The organism is Sphingomonas sp. 3P27F8 (assembly GCF_005502745.1).
Classification (GTDB): Bacteria; Pseudomonadota; Alphaproteobacteria; order Sphingomonadales; family Sphingomonadaceae; genus Sphingomonas.
In genome coordinates, this window is record NZ_SCNL01000004.1 from 1 (window position 1) to 16406 (window position 16406).

Annotated in this window: 16 protein-coding genes and 1 pseudogene; 9 read left to right on the top strand and 8 right to left on the bottom strand. The window is 64.3% G+C overall.

Annotation, left to right across the window (positions count from 1 at the left end; genetic code table 11):
• The 3 genes and pseudogenes from FFS35_RS20280 to FFS35_RS06115 all read left to right on the top strand — a co-directional run.
• Positions 1–96 (top strand): annotated as a pseudogene (locus tag FFS35_RS20280) (IS5/IS1182 family transposase); the annotation flags it as partial.
• Between the two features lie 104 nt (positions 97–200).
• Positions 201–1094, top strand: a complete 894-nt coding sequence (locus FFS35_RS06110) for a helix-turn-helix transcriptional regulator (RefSeq protein WP_137786258.1) — start codon at positions 201–203, stop codon at positions 1092–1094.
• A complete protein-coding gene (locus FFS35_RS06115) occupies positions 1084–1452 on the top strand; it encodes a hypothetical protein (RefSeq protein WP_137786259.1) in 369 nt (122 codons plus the stop codon). Before FFS35_RS06110 ends, FFS35_RS06115 begins: the two co-directional genes overlap by 11 nt.
• A gap of 134 nt (positions 1453–1586) precedes the next feature.
• Here FFS35_RS06115 and FFS35_RS06120 read toward each other — a convergent pair whose 3' ends face one another.
• Positions 1587–2942, bottom strand: a complete 1356-nt coding sequence (locus FFS35_RS06120; protein ID WP_249341487.1) for an HD-GYP domain-containing protein — start codon at positions 2940–2942, stop codon at positions 1587–1589.
• 118 nt (positions 2943–3060) lie between these two features.
• Here FFS35_RS06120 and FFS35_RS06125 point away from each other — a divergent pair, with 118 nt between their 5' ends.
• The 3 genes from FFS35_RS06125 to FFS35_RS06135 all read left to right on the top strand — a co-directional run bounded on the left by FFS35_RS06125 (position 3061) and on the right by FFS35_RS06135 (position 6935).
• Positions 3061–3216, top strand: a complete 156-nt coding sequence (locus FFS35_RS06125; protein ID WP_137786476.1) for a DUF2256 domain-containing protein — start codon at positions 3061–3063, stop codon at positions 3214–3216.
• Positions 3217–3278: 62 nt separating this feature from the next.
• The gene (locus FFS35_RS06130; RefSeq protein ID WP_249341510.1) at positions 3279–5414 is read left to right on the top strand and encodes a penicillin acylase family protein; all 2136 of its coding nucleotides are present in this window, start codon (positions 3279–3281) and stop codon (positions 5412–5414) included.
• A gap of 75 nt (positions 5415–5489) precedes the next feature.
• Positions 5490–6935: a deoxyribodipyrimidine photo-lyase gene (locus FFS35_RS06135; RefSeq protein WP_137786260.1), complete on the top strand. Its 1446-nt coding sequence runs from the start codon at positions 5490–5492 to the stop codon at positions 6933–6935.
• Positions 6936–7022: 87 nt separating this feature from the next.
• Here FFS35_RS06135 and FFS35_RS06140 read toward each other — a convergent pair whose 3' ends face one another.
• The 3 genes from FFS35_RS06140 to FFS35_RS19920 all read right to left on the bottom strand — a co-directional run bounded on the left by FFS35_RS06140 (position 7023) and on the right by FFS35_RS19920 (position 9328).
• A complete protein-coding gene (locus FFS35_RS06140; RefSeq protein WP_212742176.1) occupies positions 7023–8273 on the bottom strand; it encodes an arsenic transporter in 1251 nt (416 codons plus the stop codon).
• A gap of 106 nt (positions 8274–8379) precedes the next feature.
• Positions 8380–8571, bottom strand: coding sequence for a hypothetical protein (locus tag FFS35_RS06145; protein WP_137786261.1), 192 nt, complete (start codon positions 8569–8571; stop codon positions 8380–8382).
• A gap of 127 nt (positions 8572–8698) precedes the next feature.
• Complete coding sequence (locus tag FFS35_RS19920) at positions 8699–9328, bottom strand: hypothetical protein (RefSeq protein ID WP_171007537.1); 630 nt, start codon at positions 9326–9328, stop codon at positions 8699–8701.
• A 114-nt stretch (positions 9329–9442) separates the two neighbouring features.
• On the opposite strand from FFS35_RS19920, the gene FFS35_RS06155 reads away from it, so the two are divergent.
• A complete protein-coding gene (locus tag FFS35_RS06155) occupies positions 9443–10105 on the top strand; it encodes a response regulator transcription factor (RefSeq protein WP_137786263.1) in 663 nt (220 codons plus the stop codon).
• Positions 10106–10142: 37 nt separating this feature from the next.
• The gene (locus tag FFS35_RS06160) at positions 10143–11453 is read left to right on the top strand and encodes a sensor histidine kinase (protein WP_137786264.1); all 1311 of its coding nucleotides are present in this window, start codon (positions 10143–10145) and stop codon (positions 11451–11453) included.
• 246 nt (positions 11454–11699) lie between these two features.
• On the opposite strand, the gene FFS35_RS06165 is transcribed toward FFS35_RS06160, so the two are convergent.
• From FFS35_RS06165 to FFS35_RS06170, 3 genes are all read right to left on the bottom strand, one after another.
• Positions 11700–12170, bottom strand: coding sequence for a dihydrofolate reductase (locus FFS35_RS06165; protein WP_249341488.1), 471 nt, complete (start codon positions 12168–12170; stop codon positions 11700–11702).
• Between the two features lie 16 nt (positions 12171–12186).
• Positions 12187–12309 (bottom strand): hypothetical protein, encoded by a 123-nt coding sequence (locus FFS35_RS20465; RefSeq protein ID WP_283214531.1) that lies wholly within the window; start codon positions 12307–12309, stop codon positions 12187–12189.
• Positions 12310–12420: 111 nt separating this feature from the next.
• Positions 12421–14493: a malate synthase G gene (locus FFS35_RS06170; protein ID WP_137786479.1), complete on the bottom strand. Its 2073-nt coding sequence runs from the start codon at positions 14491–14493 to the stop codon at positions 12421–12423.
• Between the two features lie 97 nt (positions 14494–14590).
• Between FFS35_RS06170 and FFS35_RS06175 the strand changes: the two genes are divergently transcribed.
• Positions 14591–15475: a LysR family transcriptional regulator gene (locus FFS35_RS06175; protein WP_137786266.1), complete on the top strand. Its 885-nt coding sequence runs from the start codon at positions 14591–14593 to the stop codon at positions 15473–15475.
• On the opposite strand, the gene thyA is transcribed toward FFS35_RS06175, so the two are convergent.
• Positions 15472–16401: a thymidylate synthase gene (gene thyA / locus FFS35_RS06180; protein ID WP_137786267.1), complete on the bottom strand. Its 930-nt coding sequence runs from the start codon at positions 16399–16401 to the stop codon at positions 15472–15474. The genes FFS35_RS06175 and thyA overlap by 4 nt on opposite strands.
• Positions 16402–16406: the final 5 nt, after the last annotated feature.

Below are 16406 nucleotides of genomic sequence, written 5' to 3' on the forward strand. Positions count from 1 at the left end.
AAGCACTTCCGGCGCTTCGCCACGCGCTATGACCGACGCACCGCCCACTTCGCAGGCTTCATACACCTCGCCGCCGCCATGATATGGCTACGATGAATGTCGATCCGTCCTAGCGTTAACCATCAAAATGCGATGTCACAAAATATGAGTATTGCAACTCACAATATGAGTATTTATTGAAGCCTTTGAGAGGAGGCTTCATGATTCGTTTGAAAGAATTACGGCTCAAGACCGGGCGTACCCAAGCGGATGTCGCTGCAGAATTGGGTACAAATCAACAAACTTATGCTCGTTGGGAAAATGGGAAGAGCAACCCGCCACATGCGATGCTTGGGAAGATGGCCGAGCTATTTGGGGCAACATTCGATTATATCCTCGCACGTGAATTGCCCGCAGGAAACATGCGTCAGCGGCCGTCTGGAAGAGACACGATGCGATATTGGGGCGATGTAGGCTTGCGTCCCCGCGGCGGTACGAAGACGATCGGATTTCCCGTAACGGCTGAGCAAGCGGAGCGCCTAAGAGCACGGATTGCGAGCGGCGAGCGGCTTCCCGATTGGGTCACGTTTGAGGCGATGAACAACCGAATCCTCGCGTTTCGTCCTAAGCAAATGCGGCGTATCTGGTTGGTGGACGAAGCCGATGAGTTTCCTGAGGACTTCCACTTCTCGGACGCACTCGACACGGCAGGGCGGCCCATCGAAATCTACAGAGCATTAGCAGACTGGGTCGATCAGGAAGAGGGTGGTGAGGACGTCTTTTCAGATCACCCAAAAGCTCTCCAGGAATCGGCCTTGGAGGTCATTGAGCAAGCAGGTTTCACAAACGATCCTTACACCCTCGGCGAACTGCTCAGGAACACCGTTATCCATCATGTTGACGGTGAGGTGGAGGCTTACGAAGTAAATCACGATGATCTCGCGTCGGCCATGTTCCATCTTGAGCATAGCAAAAATGTTGATGTCATCGAGCTGTCAGCGACCGAAAGCAGTTTTGAACGCTATCACCCACTTGAGGATCTCGCCCTGATCGAATTCTCAGCAATTGAGCTACAGGCTGCTTGGGCGAAGGAGCGGAGTGAGTATGAAGCTTGAGGCACTTAAGGCGAAAATCGGGCGTAGTCTCGGCGAGCCCTGCACGCTTGCTCCTACGACCTCACTTGATCGGAAAGAGCGGGTCCGCCTTTGGAACGCCGACCAGAAGCGGCATCGTCGAGAGACTTTCAACGGATTCTCTGGGCGCTTTCCTACTCAGGAAGAGCTTTTCGCCTTTCTTACCAACGAGATCGTGGCGGGTGAGCGCACTCGCGCCGCGATTGCGAGAGACGCCGCCATCCGCCCACAGACGCTGGCGTACTTCATTCGGGTTGGAAAAGTTTCGACGCAGTTGCCGATCGCGGAATGCGACCCGTCACCCTCAAGCGTAGTTCAGCTAGATGCGATCGAATTGTGACGAGGTTAGAATGCCACGGCGTGAGGCCGGTTCAGCGATAGTCAGCCCGGCCTTCGGCGATCGGGCCGAAACCACAAATCACGCGCGACGATCGGCGCTGGCGTACGCGCTGCGAAACTTCGCCGGACGCAGCATCACCAGAGCCGACGGCTTGCACCGAACGAGCGGCTGGGACCGGTCGCGCTGGCGAGCCGCGGGATGATCGGCGCCTCCGCCTCCCGCACGCGCGCTGCAACAGCCGGCCATTCATCGCCGAACCAGTGTTCGCCGTTCTCGCCCTGCACGATCGGGTCACCGCCCCGGCCGGTCGCCACATCCGCGATCGTCACCGTGCAGCCGCGTTCGACATCGTAGAACGCGCGGACGAGGGGCGTGGTGGGATTGTCGGGGTCTTCGCGCGTCACGATCGCCAGCTGGTTCGAACGCAGCCGCACCAGCCCACCGATCGGGAAAATGCCGAGACTCGTGATGAACGCGCGGAGCAGTCGCGGATCGAAATGCCCTTCCCACGCGATCATTCGCGCCAGCGCATCACTGGGCGACCACGGCATCTTGTACGGTCGGACAGAGGTTACCGCGTCATAGACGTCGCAGATCGCCCCCATCCGCGCAAAAATGCTCAGTTGGTCTCCGGAGAAGCCATAGGGATAGCCGCGCCCATCGATCCGCTCATGATGATGCAGGCACACATCCAGCGCGACGGCACCAACGTTTTCGCTGCGACACAATAGCGCATGGCCGATTTCGGGATGCGACTGGACGGCGCGGCGCTCATCGTCGCTCAGCGCGCCGGGCTTTTCCAGCAGCGCCTCGGAGATACCGGTCTTCCCGATATCATGGAGCATGCCCGCCAGCCCCGCCTGCCGGATTTCCTCGGTCGTCATCCCGATCTGCCGCGCAAGGTTCATCATCAGCGCGCAGACCGCCACCGAATGCAGATAAGTGTATTCGTTCTTGCTCTTAAGCCTCGTCACGCTGATGATCGCCGTACTGTCCCGCGCGACCGATGCCGCGATCTCATCGACCAGCGGCTCCAGCGCGGCAACCTCGACCGCCCGGCCGAGGCGGGCATGCATGAACATGTCGATCACCGCCGCCTTGCTGCGCTGCACCGTCTGGCGCGCGCGATCGAGTTCGGTGATCTTGCCGGGGGTCCGCGGCCGCTTCCGACGTTCGAGCGCCGGCTCGCGATGCCCGGCCTGAACGATTTCCGCCTGATGCGCAGCCGACGGCGCGTCCGTGCTTTCGACAAAAGCCGTTGGCCCGACGCCGCGGCTGTCGTCAATCGTCAGTGTTTCGATACCGCTCAAAGCGATCCGTTCGATCGTCGCCTGATCATTTATCAGAAGGCTTTTCCGCCAGAACGGCACGCTGAACCATGAACAGTTGAAGCTCGCGACAAACATTCCCACACGGAGTTGCGATAGTGAGATCTCGTGAAGCATCAGATATTGGCGCTCGGCACTGCGGATACGCCGCCGTAGCTTCATCAGGTTAACGTATTGCAATCGGACGTTGGCGCTCCGCGAACGCGAGACGTTCGAGGCCCGTTTCGGACGTGCTCGCCACGATGCTGGCACGATCGTGCACCTGAAACGTTTGGCCGGCATGCCACACAAGAAGCTGACCCTGCCAACCAAGGTGTGCCTTTGTTGCGGACGACCGTTCGCCTGGCGCAAGAAATGGGCACGCGACTGGGACAGTGTGAAATTCTGCTCGGACCGGTGCCGGGCGAAGCGAGCCGCGAGATCACCCTCGACGTGATCGCCCCCGCCTGACATGTAAACACATATACGACGGGCGGCGACCCGATCGAACGGTGGGAGCTGGATTTGCCGAGAAAGGTGGCGCTGGGCGCGCTGGTGGTCATTGTTCTGTCGGCGATCGGCCTAGCCGTGTGGGAGCCGCTGATCGCCGCGCCCGCCGAAGCGCCGCCGAAACGCGCCTATAACGTGACGATCGCCCGCGACCGCTGGGGCGTGCCGCATCTGTTCGGCAACACCGACGCCGATGTTGCATACGGCATCGCGTTTGCGCACGCCGAGGACGATTTCGCGACACTGCAGGAAGTGTTGGCAGTGACCCGTGGGCGCGCCGGTGCCATGCTGGGCGCGGAGGGCGCGAAGCTCGACTATGCGCTCGCGTTCGTGAATGCCCGTGCCACCGTCGATCGCGACTATATGAAGCAGCCGGCAGACGTCCGCGCGCTGCTTGACGGCTATGCATCAGGGCTGAACCTTTATGCCGCGCGGCATCCCGCCGAAGTGCGATTGTCGCGACTGTTTCCGGTCAACGGACGAGACATCGCTACAGGGTTCGTCCTGCGTTCGCCGTTCTTTTTTGGCCTGGATGCGACCCTGGGCGCGCTCATCGAGGGCAAGCCGCTGCCGGCCGAACAGGCGCCAGCAGAAGCGACGGCGATCGGCGCGGCACCGAGCGGATCGGGCGAGAGGCCCAACGGCTCGAACGCGTTCGTTGTCGGGCCGGCCAAGTCGAGTGACGGCGCGACGCGGATGGTGTCAAACTCGCATCAACCCTGGGCCGGGCAGGCAACGTGGTATGAACTGTCCGTTCAGTCGAAACAGGGCTGGCATTTTTCCGGCGCGACATTCCCCGGTGCCCCCTATCCCCTGCTCGGCCACAACGAAACGCTCGGATGGACCAACACGGTCAATCGGCCCGATCTGATCGACGTCTACAAACTGGTGCTGAACGACGCCGGGGATGCGTATCGTTACGACGGGCAGTGGCGCCCGCTGGAAAAGCGTACGATCTGGCTCGGCGTGAAGCTGTGGGGGCCGTTTGTCCTGCCGGTGCCGAAAACGGTGTATCGCGCGGTCCAGGGCCCGGTGATCGAAAACCGGTCCGGCGCCTATGCGGTGCGCTATGCCGGCGCCGACCAACTGAAGATGGTGGAGGAATATTACCGTCTGTCGCGCGCGCGCACCTTTGCGGAATGGCAGCGCGCACTGGCGATGCAGGGCGTCCCCGCCACCAATTTCCTGTTTGCCGATGCTGTCGGCAATATTGCCTATTTTTACAATGCCAGCTTCCCGAACAGAAAGCCGGGCTTCGACTATCGGAAGGTTTTGCCAGGCGACACGTCGCGCGCTTTCACGCCCGGAACAGTCGCGTGGAACATGGTGCCGCGCAACGTGAACCCCGCATCCGGCTTTCTGGTCAACGCCAACAGCACGCCCTTCCTGTCGGCCGGGCGCGGCAGCGAGTTGAATCCCGCCGATTACTCACCGCTGCTCGGGATCGAGACCGACACCACCAACCGCGACAACCGCGCGCTGGACCTGATGACCGCGCAGCCGACGATCAGCGACGACGATCTCCATCGCATCAAGTTCGATACCGGCGTCGCGCGCCACGGCTGGACGGGGAAGTGGTTCGGCGACCTGCTGGCGGTGGATCCGAAAGGTGACCGGACCCTCGTGTCTGCGCTGGAGATCCTGCGCCAGTGGGATTGGAATGCGGACGGCAAAGGGCCGGCAGACTCACTTGCGGTGATGCTGATGCGCGTGGGCCAGCGCTGGCACTACCAGCGGCAACCCGAGCCCGACCCACGAAGCGAGCTGCTGGCCGCGGCGACCTATCTTCAGCAGCATTTCGGGCGGATCGACGTTCCGCTCGGCACGGTGCTGCGATTGCGCCACGGCACGGTCGACCTGCCGCTCGACGGCGGGCCGGAGATCCTGCGTGCGGCATCGACCTGGGACATCGCGCCGGACGGCCGGCTGGCGGTCAACCATGGCGACAGTTTCGTTATGTTCGTCAGCTGGTTGAACGGCCGCGTCGCATCGCAGTCGATCCAGCCTTATGGTGCCGCCACCACCCGACCCGCCTCGCCGCACTATGCCGATCAGGCCCGGTTGTTCGTTCAGCACCGATTGAAACCTGTCTGGTTCTATCCGAGCGAGCTCAAAGGCAATATCGAGCGGGTGTACCGCCCGTGACGAAAAGTCGGCAACTGTCGCCAGACGGGTTCGTGCCGGCTTCGATGCACCGCTCCACAACTTTTGAGCAGACGAATGTCTAACTTTGATGACTGGGTGGAGTCACCGCGCGTGCGGCCGCTCAACGCCGCCGAGCCGCGACAAGCCGGCCGCTACGTTCTTTGCTGGCTTCAGCAGGCTCTGCGGGCTTGCGACAATCCGGTGATCGACGCGGCGCTGACACTCGGCAACATGCTGGGATTGCCGGTGCTCGTGTATCACGGGGTACGTGAGGACTATCCCTACGCTTCCGATCGTCTGCACCATTTCATCCTGGCCGCCAGTCGCGATCTGGGAATTGGATGTCGCGAGCGCGGTATCGCCTGTGTTCAACATGTCGATCGGGCCGATCGTCGCGAGAAAGGGCTCGTTTACCGGCTCGCCGCAGAGGCGGCAGCGGTCATGGTCGAGGATCAGCCGGCATTCGTCGCGCGGTGGCAGGCGGCGCGGGTCGCTTCCGGCGTGCCGGTTCCGTGCTACGCGATCAACGCGGCCTGCGTCGTGCCGCCCGCGGTGCTTGACAAGGGAATCGGCGGTCGTGCCGCGTTCTTGCGGCAACACGAGCCTGCGCGCGCCGCTTGGCTGGACTGGAGCGAGCAGACGCCGGCTGTCGGCCCATACGCCGGCCCTTTGCCGTTCCTCCCCGACCGGCTAGACGAGATCGACCTCCAAGCGGTAATCGCGCGGCTCGCGATCGATCACAGCCTGCCCGCCAGTACCGCATTCGCGGCCGGCCGGGCCGCCGCCGAACAGCGGCTGAAGCGCCTGGTAGAAGAAGTGCTGCCGGTCTACGCCGCGGTTCGCAACGATGCGACACGGCCGGAGGGCGCCAGCGGCCTGTCACCCGATTTGCACTTCGGCGTGCTCGGGCCGCGCGAGATCATGGCGGCGGTGATGAGTGCGAAGGCGGGGTCGCAGCACAAGCGCAAATTCGCCGACGAACTGCTTGGGTGGCGGGAATGGTTTCGTTATCAGGCAAGCCAGCTGGACGCACCCGAACGCTATGATCGGGTCGCAGGCTGGGCTAGGGCATCACTTGCCGCGCATGCCAGCGATCCGCGCCCCGCGGCGGAAACGCTGGCCGCGATGCTGCGTGGCGAGACGCGCGACGAAACCTGGAACGCCTGCCAGCGCCAGTTCCTCGCACTTGGCTGGATGCACAACAATCTGAGAATGTATTGGGCCAAGCGCATCATCGCCATGACGCCCGATCCCGAAACCGCCTGGTCGACCGCGTGCTACCTGAACGATCGACTTAGCCTCGATGGGCGTGATCCATCGACATATGGTAACATCGCCGCGATGTTCGACGGCGCGCCTGGAAGCGAGGAGCGCGCAATCTACGGCCGGGTTGCGACGCGCGGCGATGGCTCGACCCGCTCACGGAATGGCGGCGCCGCTTGGCTGGCCGAGGCAGCCGGCCGCCCGGTTCCGAACGTCTCAATTCCCGGCGGGGATTACCGGCGTCCCTATCTCGGCTAAGATTGCGGGTGGCCACCGGTGTCATAGTGCATATCGCTTCCGCAGAGCTGCCGGCACATCGCCATCGCGGACCCGACGATCGAGATACTAGGCGTTGAGCAGCCTGGCAGCGATCGCAGCCAGCAAGGCAACCGGCATGGCCACTGCACCAACGCGGAAGAAGCGCCAAAAGCCGACATCCTCGCCCTCCCGCCTTATCGCCTGGAGCCATAGGATGGTCGCGAGCGATCCGGTCACTGACAGATTCGGTCCGAGATCTACACCGATCAGCAGCGCGTCGGTCACGATACGGGTTGGCGCCGCCTCCGCCACCGCCAGGCTGGCGACCAATCCGGCGGGCAAGTTGTTCATCAGGTTGGACGCGACCGCCAGCGTCGCGCCAGCCGCCGCTGCGCCGGGAACCGGATCAAGCGCCACGGCGCGCATCGCCGCTGCGACCATCGCGATGACCCCCGTGCCATCCAACGCCTCGACCAGCACGAACATACCGGCGACCAGCAACAGCACGCCCCAGGAAACGCGGCGCGCGAGAGCCACCGGCGATCGACCCGCAAGCAATGACACGATCAGCGCCGTCGCGATCCCGGCGATCGCAGTCGGCAGCCCCAACTGCAGGTCGAGCGATGACATCACCACCAGCAGCAGCGCCGTGAGCAAGATCCCGGCCAACGCGAGTTTGCCCCCGCCCGCAAGCACGGGCCGCTCGACATCACGCGCGCATTCGCCCACGATCAGCTTACGTTCCATCAGCCGCAGAATGACGAAAGTCGCGACGATAGATGCCAGCGACGGCAAGGCGAATGATCCAAGCCACTGCCCGAGCGGCGGCATGTGCCCACCATAAAGGACAAGGTTGGCAGGGTTGGATATCGGCAGGACGAAGCTGGCCGCGTTTGCGACGAGCGCGCAGGCGAGCAGCAGCGGCAATGGTTCGGCCCGTGCCCTTCGTGCGACCGCGAACACCGCCGGGGTCAGGACCACCGCGGTGGCATCGTTGGACAATAAGGTGGTGACGAGAACGCCAGTCGTATAGACCAGAAGGAACAGCCGGGCACCCGACCCGTTCGCGAGATTGACCGCGATCGCCGCGACCCAGTCGAACACGCCGTGCTCGCGCGCGGTCTCGCTCAGCAGCATCATGCCGATCAGGAACAGATAGACGTCGCGCCCCTTGCAGATGGCAGCGATCGCGGACGCCGGGGGCAGCAGCCCGAACGCCACGATCAAAGCCGCGCCGGCGATCGCCCACACCCACTCGGGCCAGCGCATCGGGCGGATGATAACGCCGGCGGTCGACAGTCCGGCGATCGCCCAGGTGACGCCCGTTGCGATCGTCACCAAGCGCGACCGTTCTTGTTCGTAACGGCACTATCGCCCGCGCTCGCTACCAATTTTGACGAGCCGACCGTGCGGACGTCAGGACCGAGGCGCGATGGTCGTCGCATCACTTGTTTCCGGCACGGCGGCCATCGCCGCCCGGGTCCTGCGCCCCGGCGCAGGCCGGGCGCAATGGGCCGATCCCGGCCTGCATGTCGGCCATGGAGAAGTTGAGCGATTGCAGCGCGCTTCTGGCGCGGCGCGTGTCGCTGCTGTCGCTCGCCGCCACAGTCGAGATCGGCTTGGCGATCGTGGTCATGCAGATCCTTGCCTGTTGTTATGGCGGAACCCAGCGCAGACCGGAAATATCCGGCGTGGTTGCGGTTTTCGTGCCCCCCTGGCGCAACAAAAACGGAAGGCGGGCAGGTGCCCGCCTTCCAATCCGGTCAGCGGCGCGGCGCCGCCGGAGACGCGCCGGGCTGCGTCGGCGGCGGGGGCGGTGTCACGCCTGGTTGAGGCGCGCCGGCGGCGATACCGTTGGCGTCCAGTGCGGGCGGCGGCGCGCCAGCCCCGGGAGGTGGCGACACACCGCCCGGCGGGGGCGCAGGTGGGCCGTCGCGGCCAGGCGGGGGCGGCGGCGCCCCGTCGTGGCCCGGACGATGGCGCGCTCCCCCCGGCGGTGGCGGCGGACCGACCTCCTCGACACTGCCGAACCTGTCGACCAGGAAGCGCGCCTTCAACTGACCGTCATCATAACGGCCCTGGACCAGCACAGAGTTGCCCGTCGCCAGCCCCGCGTGGTCGCCGCGCCCCGCATCGACCATCACGCGCCCCGTCGGATCCTGCACGATGAAGCGGTCGCCATAGACTTCCGCCACGCGGCCGCGCACGCTTACGATGCTCCGCGCCGAGCCGAGCTTCGCAATCGGGGTCTGCACGGTGGGCGCCATCTCGACGGTTGGTCGCGTCATCGACATTGCACCCGCCCCGCCGGCGGCGCCAAGGACAAGCAGAGCGGCGGCGCCCAGACCAAGCCGTTGCTTGGCCGACAAACGCAGTTTTCCAATGTTGGTCACGATCGCATTTCCTTTCGCGGTTGATCGATGACCGATGTCTAGACGGCACTTCCACCATCCCCGCTGAACCATGCCGTTCAGTTCGAGTTTAAGCTGGCGGCATAGGGATCGGGCATGCGCATATTGTTGGTAGAGGACGACAGGGATCTGGGGCCACGCGTCGCACGAGCACTGCGTGACGAGAATTTTGCGGTCGACCTCGTTGCCGACGGGATCGACGCCGCGCATCTGGGCGACACCGAATTGTATGACGCCGCGGTGCTTGATCTTGGACTTCCCGGGCTCGACGGCGTGTCGGTGCTCAAGGCATGGCGCAAGACCGGCAAGACCCTGCCTGTGCTGATACTAACCGCGCGCGATGGCTGGTCTGACAAGGTGGCGGGCTTCAAGGCCGGTGCCGACGATTATCTGGTCAAGCCGTTTCGCGTCGAAGAGCTCGTCATGCGCCTGAGGGCCATCGTGCGCCGCGCCGCAGGACATGCAAATGCGCGGATCGATTGCGGCCCGCTATCGTTCGACAGCCAGACAGGGCAATTCGAACTCGACGGCCTTCCACTGAAGCTCACCGCATTCGAATGGCGCGTGCTGTCTCAGCTGATGCTACGCCGCGGTGCCGTCGTCGAGCGGCTGGAGCTTCTTGAGCGCGTTTACGAAGGCGACGCAGACGTGGATTCCAATAGCCTGGAAGTGATCGTCGGCCGGCTGCGCAAGAAGGTCGGCGCCGAGATCATCGAGACGGTGCGAGGTCGAGGTTACAGCCTCACCTGCCCGGCCTGACGCGATGCGCACATTCCCCCGGTCGTTACAGGGTCGCATGCTGTTGCTCTCCGGCGTCGCCACGCTGGTCGCACTGCTGTTGGCGGGCTGGGCGATCGCTGGAGTTCTCGAACGGCTCGTCATCGAAGGCCTGGACCGGCGCCTGGATGCCGAACTGTCACTGTTGGCAAGCAGTGTGGATGACAATGGGGCCATCGATCGCGACCGACTTCGGCGACGGATTGCCGCCTTCGAGCGGGGGCCGGGCTGGCGCTGGCAGATCGTCGGGCCAGCTGGCACAATCGGCTCGACCGACTTCCCGACACTGGATCCGGGGCCCCCAAGGCCGCCGCGCATGCCGGAAGGCAAGCGACCCGACGAAGACGGCGCGCGGATCGGCGCGCTGGAAGGCCACGAGGCGGACGGCTCGCATATTCACGCGCGCCGTTTGACGATCCACAGCGATAACGGCGACGTGGAATTGACCGCTGCGGCTCCGCGGGAAATCCTGGCCCGTCCGATCCGCGCCGCGTTGCTGCCGTTACTAGCGGCCCTGGCCATGCTCGCGGCGCTTCTCGCAGCGGCGACGATCGTGCAGCTTCGCGTGGGATTGCGGCCGATAAGACGGATGCGGGATCAGGTCGCGGCGTTGCGCGATGGCAGGCAGGCGACGATCGATGAAAACCAGCCGTCAGAGCTTCGCCCGCTTGCCGCCGAGCTGAACGCGCTGGCGCGCGACAACGAAGCCGCGCTTGGCGCCGCCCGCCAGTCCGCCGCGAATCTCGCCCACGCACTGAAGACGCCCGTTGCGGCGCTGGCGCTCGACGTTCGTGACGAGCCAGCGCGAGCGGCGCAGGTCGCGCGGATCGATGCCACCATCCGCCACCATCTTGGTCGTGCCCGCGCGGCAGCGGCCAATAATCGCGCGACCACGCTTGTCGCGCCGGCGGTTGACGGCGTTGTCACGGCGGTCCGCCGGATTCACGCGGAGCGGGCGATCTCCATTGATGTCGAATTAGCACCCCATCTGGCGGTCGCGGTCGATCCGCACGACTTCGATGAGATGATCGGCAACCTCATCGACAATGCGTGCCGCTACGCACGGTCGCGCGTGCGGATAACCGGCAGAATCGATCCCGCGGATCACCGCCAGATCGGGATCACCGTTGCCGATGATGGCCCAGGTGTCCCGGCCGACCTTCGCGCCCGCGTGCAGAAGCCGGGGCTCAGGCTGGACGAGACAGGCGACGGGCATGGTTTCGGGCTGTCGATCGTTGCGGAACTGACGAGCCTCTATGGTGGATCGCTCGCGCTCGACGAAGCAATCGGGGGCGGGCTCGCCGCGCATCTCGCCTTACCCCACGCCTAAGCGAAAAACCCGCAGTGGATGAATCGAACGTCTGGCAATGCGCCCCGATTTCACAAATGAATGCGCTGCACTGGCGCTTGCGGCGTAGCCTGAAGGGCAACGCGGCGGGATCTCGGCGGCGACGCAGCGCGCTCCGCAATCCATGTCGCCACTGATCACAACGGTCAGCGCGAAGAATATGATCGCTTGGGTGGATTGACGACCAGAATCGATCGGCGGCTCAACACGACTTAGCCGCGCGGCGCGTTATCGCGCCAGCGTGACAAAGCTGTACGCTGGCCGCTCGCCCTCCGCAGGGTGATCCTCGCGTGCGATTTCTCGCCAGCCCGCGAATGGCGGCACGATCGTTTCACCATCCGCCGCCAGATGCACTTCGGTCAGCTCGACGCGCTCGGCGAGCGGCAGGAAGAGAGCGAATATCTCCGCGCCACCGATAACCGCGGCATCCTCGCCCGCCAATGCCAGCGCTCCGGCAACATCCCGTGCGATCTCAGCGCCATCGGCTGACCAACTGGCATCGCGAGTCAGCACGATATGGCGACGGCCGGGAAGCAGCGCGGGAAAGCTATCAAACGTCTTTCGGCCCATTATCATCGGACGGCCCATCGTCTGGGATTTGAAGCGCTTGAGGTCCGCCGGCAACCGCCAAGGGAGGCCCCCGTCCCGCCCGATCACGCCATTGTCCGCGCGAGCCAGATGGAGAGAAACCTGCGTCACGCCCCGAATTCCGCGCTCAGCGCGTTGCGGCGCCTGCCGGTCGTCCCGCCGGCAGCGCCTGGGCTGGCGGCGGGGCACTCTGCTGGAGTAGCCAGGCTGCAGCCGTGGCGGTGATGATCGTGACCAGATATTCCCGCATCGTACCGTCTCCGTGACCATTGATTACGCTTGTAGTCAATGCGGCTGAATGGCTGGTGAACGGCGGCGATCATGATTGAGGGTAGGCGAGAAGCGCATCTGACGGAAGAGACTAGCCCCGCGCTTTCGCCTCTGCGCGAAATTTATGAAGCAGTGGCTCAGTGTAGCCGCTCGGTTGCTCTACGCCCTCAAACACCAGCGCCCTGGCCGCGCGATAGGCGAGATTGCTATCCCCCTGCCCGTCCATCGGGCGATAGGCTGCGTCACCGGCGTTCTGCGCATCGACCGTTGCCGCCATCCGTGCAAACGCCTCGTCCACCGCCTCCTTCGTGGCAACGCCGTGCAGCAGCCAGTTGGCGATATGCTGCGACGAGATACGCAACGTCGCGCGATCCTCCATCAGCCCGACGTCATGGATATCCGGCACCTTGGAACAGCCGATGCCCTGATCGATCCAGCGCACGACATAGCCCAGAATGCCCTGCGCATTGTTATCGAGTTCCTCGCGTACTTCCTCCGGGCGCCAATTGCGGCCGTTTGCGACAGGCACCGTCAGCAATTTCTCCAGCGGCGCCACCGGCTCGGCAGAGCGCTCATGCTGCCGAGCGAAAACGTCGACGCGGTGGTAGTGAGTCGCGTGCAGCGTCGCGGCGGTCGGCGACGGCACCCACGCTGTATTCGCCCCTGAAAGCGGGTGACCGATCTTCTGCTCCAGCATGTCCGCCATCCTGTCGGGCGCGGCCCACATGCCTTTGCCTATCTGCGCCCGGCCAGATAGCCCGCAGGCCAGGCCGATCTGGACATTGCGATCCTCGTAGGCGGCGATCCACGGTGCCGCCTTCATCTCCCCCTTGCGGATCATCGGGCCGGCCCGCATCGCGGTGTGCATCTCGTCGCCGGTGCGATCGAGAAAGCCGGTGTTGATGAACATGATCCGGTCCCGCACCGCATGGATGCACGCGGCGAGATTGGCAGAGGTGCGGCGCTCCTCATCCATCACCCCGACCTTGATCGTATTTCGGGTCAGGCCCAGCAGATCCTCTACCCGATCAAACAGCCGATTTGCGAAAGCACATTCGACCGGCCCGTGCATCTTGGGCTTTACGATGTAGATCGAACCGGCGCGACTGTTGGCAAGATCGCCTTCCCGCCGGAGATCGTGAAGCGCGATGAGGCTGGTGACGATCGCATCGAGAATACCCTCCGGCGCGTCGCCACCATCCGCGAGCCGCACCGCCGGCGTGGTCATCAGATGGCCGACGTTGCGGACAAGCAGCAGGCTGCGCCCCGGCAGCGTGACCGTCGCGCCATCGACGCCGGCATAGTGCCGGTCGGCGTTGAGCCGGCGCGTCATGGGGCGGCCGTTCTTCTCGAACGTGTCTTCCAGATCCCCGCGCATCAGCCCGAGCCAATTGGCATAAGCGGCAACCTTGTCCTCGGCATCGACAGCCGCGACCGAATCCTCAAGATCGCAGATTGCGGTCAGCGCTGATTCGAGCACGACATCGGCGACCCCTGCCGGATCGCTGCGACCAATCGGATGATCCCGATCGAACGTCACCTCGATATGGAGGCCGTTATGGCGATAGAGGCGCGCCGTCTCGCTTTGCCCCACCAACTGCGCCGGATCGCGCAACACCGGCTCAGCAGAAAGGTCCGCCCATGAGCCGCTCGCGAGCGGGACCGCATCGTCGAGAAATGCCTTGGCCCAGGCGATTACCTGCGCCCCGCGCGCGGCATCATAGCCGCCCGGCGCAGCCGCACCGGGGATCGCATCCGTGCCGTACAGTGCATCGTAAAGGCTGCCCCAGCGCGCATTCGCCGCGTTGAGCAGAAAGCGCGCGTTGAGAATCGGCACGACGAGCTGCGGCCCTGCGAGCCGGGCGATCTCCTCATCCACGTTGGCGGTGCCAACGGCGAACTGCGCGGGCTCATCGACTAGATAGCCTATGTCGCGCAGGAACGCCTCGTCCACCGGCTCGCGCGCGATGTAGCGCGCGTCAATCGCCTGTTGCAGCCGCTCACGCTCGATCAGCAACGCGCGATTGTCTGGCGCGAGATCAGCGAAGATCGCCGCTGCCCCGGCCCAGAAATCGGCCGCGGCGAGCCCGGTGCCGGGCAAGGCGCGCTCATCGATGAAACGCGCCAGTTCCTCCGCGACCTGCAGACCCGCCTTATCGATCATCGCCATCCCGAACTCCTTCACACACAGAATAGACCGGGCGAAACCTGTTCGATAGGCTATAAGAAGTTGAAACAGTTATTCTCCATAAGAACGAATAATGCTTGATCCCGATTACGAGCTTTTCGCCGAAATAGTGGATGCCGGCAGCCTCTCTGCCGCGGGCCGCGCGCTCGCTATCACTCCCGCGATGGCATCCAAGCGGCTGGCGCGCCTGGAGCATCGGCTCGGCGTCCGACTTGTGCACCGCACGACCCGGCGCCTCGCCCTTACGGAGGCTGGCGCGCGTTTCCATGCCGATCTCATCACGATCCTCGCGGAAGTGCGGGCCGCCGAAGCCCGGGTCACCGGCGTCAGCGTCGGGCCTAGCGGACCGGTGCGCGTATCCGCGCCCACCTCTTTCGGCCGGCTGCATATCGCGCCGTATATCCACCGTTTCCTGGACCGCCATCCGGGTGTGGCGCTGGAATTCAATCTGTCTGACGTGTTCGACGATCTGCTTGCAGAGCGCATCGACCTCGCCGTCCGCATAGCGCCTGAGATCGCGCCCGGGCTGATCGCGCATCGGATTGGGACCAGCCGTCGTATTCTGTGCGCCGCGCCATCCTATCTCGCAACCCATGGCGCACCGACCACGATCGCGATGCTCGCCGATCACCAATTGCTCGCTGCAAAGGGCCAGATGCCGTGGCGCCTGGTAAATGGCGCACGGCGCGCGACGATCGACCGGCCCAGCGTGGTGACCACGAACTCCAGCGAGATCGTCCGCGAGCTGGCGATCAGCGGCGTCGGCGTGGCACTGCGCTCGTTATGGGATGTGGGAGAAGCGCTTGATCGCGGCGAATTGGCGCGCATTCTGCCAGACTGGGAGGGATCGGCAGACGTGGGCATCTATGCGGTGCATCCGAGCGCGCCAACGATATTGCCGGCGGTAACCGCGTTCGTCGCCTTCCTGCGCGAAACGCTGGCGGGCGCTGCTTTCTAGACGGCGACCGGGGCAGCGATATGCGGATGCGGATCGTAATCCGCCACCGCGAAATCCTCGATCCGATAGTCAAAGATCGATTCCGGCCGCCGCGCGATATGCAGGCGCGGATGGCTGCGCGGCGCGCGCGCCAGCGTTTCCTCCACCAGATGCGCGTGATTGAGATAGATATGCGCGTCGCCGGCGCTCCACACCAGTTCGCCGGGTTCCAGATCGCATTGCTGCGCCAGCATCCGCAGCAGCATCGCCGCGGAGAACGCGTTGAAGGCGAAGCCAAGCCCGAGATCGCACGAACGCTGCCACAACATCCCGGACAGCCGCCCCCCCGCGACGTGATATTGGTACGTCATATGGCATGGCGGCAGCGCCATTCCGCCGAGTTCCGCGACGTTCCAGCCAGTGAACAGCAAGCGGCGCGATGCGGGGTTTCTCCGGATCGCCTCTACCAGCTCGGCAATCTGGTTGACCGGCGCGGCGCGCCGAAACAGCCCCTCCCCGGCCGGCTCATACGTGTCCCAATTTACCCATTGCTTGCCATAGACCGGCCCCAGATCGCCCCATTGCGCCGCGAACGCATCGTCCGCCAGCACGCGTGCCTCGAAAGTGTCGCGATCGATCTCCTCGCCGGTTTCGCGGCGATAGCGATCGAGCGGCCAATCGGTCCAGATGTGAACCTTCTGACGCACCAGTTCGCGAATATTCGTATCGCCCGTGAGAAACCACAGCATCTCACGCGCCGCCGTTTTCCACGCGACACGCTTGGTGGTCAGCAGCGGCACCTGATCGTCCGAAAGATCGAACCTGAGCGTCGGACCGAACAGCGATCGGGTGCCAACGCCAGTGCGGTCGCGCCGCTCGTCACCATTTTCCCACACATCTCGCAGCAGCCGCAGATACTGGTTCTCGAAATGCCGCTCGTCGATCATGCAAG